Origin of the sequence: Clostridium tunisiense TJ (assembly GCF_000300195.1) — a bacterium.
GTDB lineage: Bacteria > Bacillota > Clostridia > Clostridiales > Clostridiaceae > Clostridium_J > Clostridium_J tunisiense.
Genome location: NZ_AMQH01000056.1, coordinates 1 through 256 on the forward strand (window position 1 = coordinate 1; position 256 = coordinate 256).

1 protein-coding gene is annotated in these 256 nt (G+C 68.8%); it reads left to right on the forward strand.

What is annotated here, in order from left to right:
- Nucleotides 1-256, forward strand: a 256-nt coding sequence (locus C661_RS22530) for an AMP-binding protein (protein ID WP_157785716.1), incomplete at both ends; no start/stop codon positions are given.

Genomic DNA, 256 nt, shown 5'->3' on the forward strand with positions numbered 1-256 from the left:
GGCCTCCATGACCTACCGCGAGCTGGCCGCGCTGACCAACCGCATCGCCCGCGTGCTGGTCGAGGACATGAAGCTGGTGCCGGGCAACCGCCTGCTGCTGCGCGGCCCCAACAACCCGATGATGGCGGCCTCGTGGCTGGCCGCGATCAAGGCCGGCCTGGTGACGGTGCCGACCATGCCGCTGCTGCGCGCCAAGGAACTCAAGCAGATCATCGACAAGGCGCAGATCCAGGCGGTGCTGTGCGATGTGCGCCTG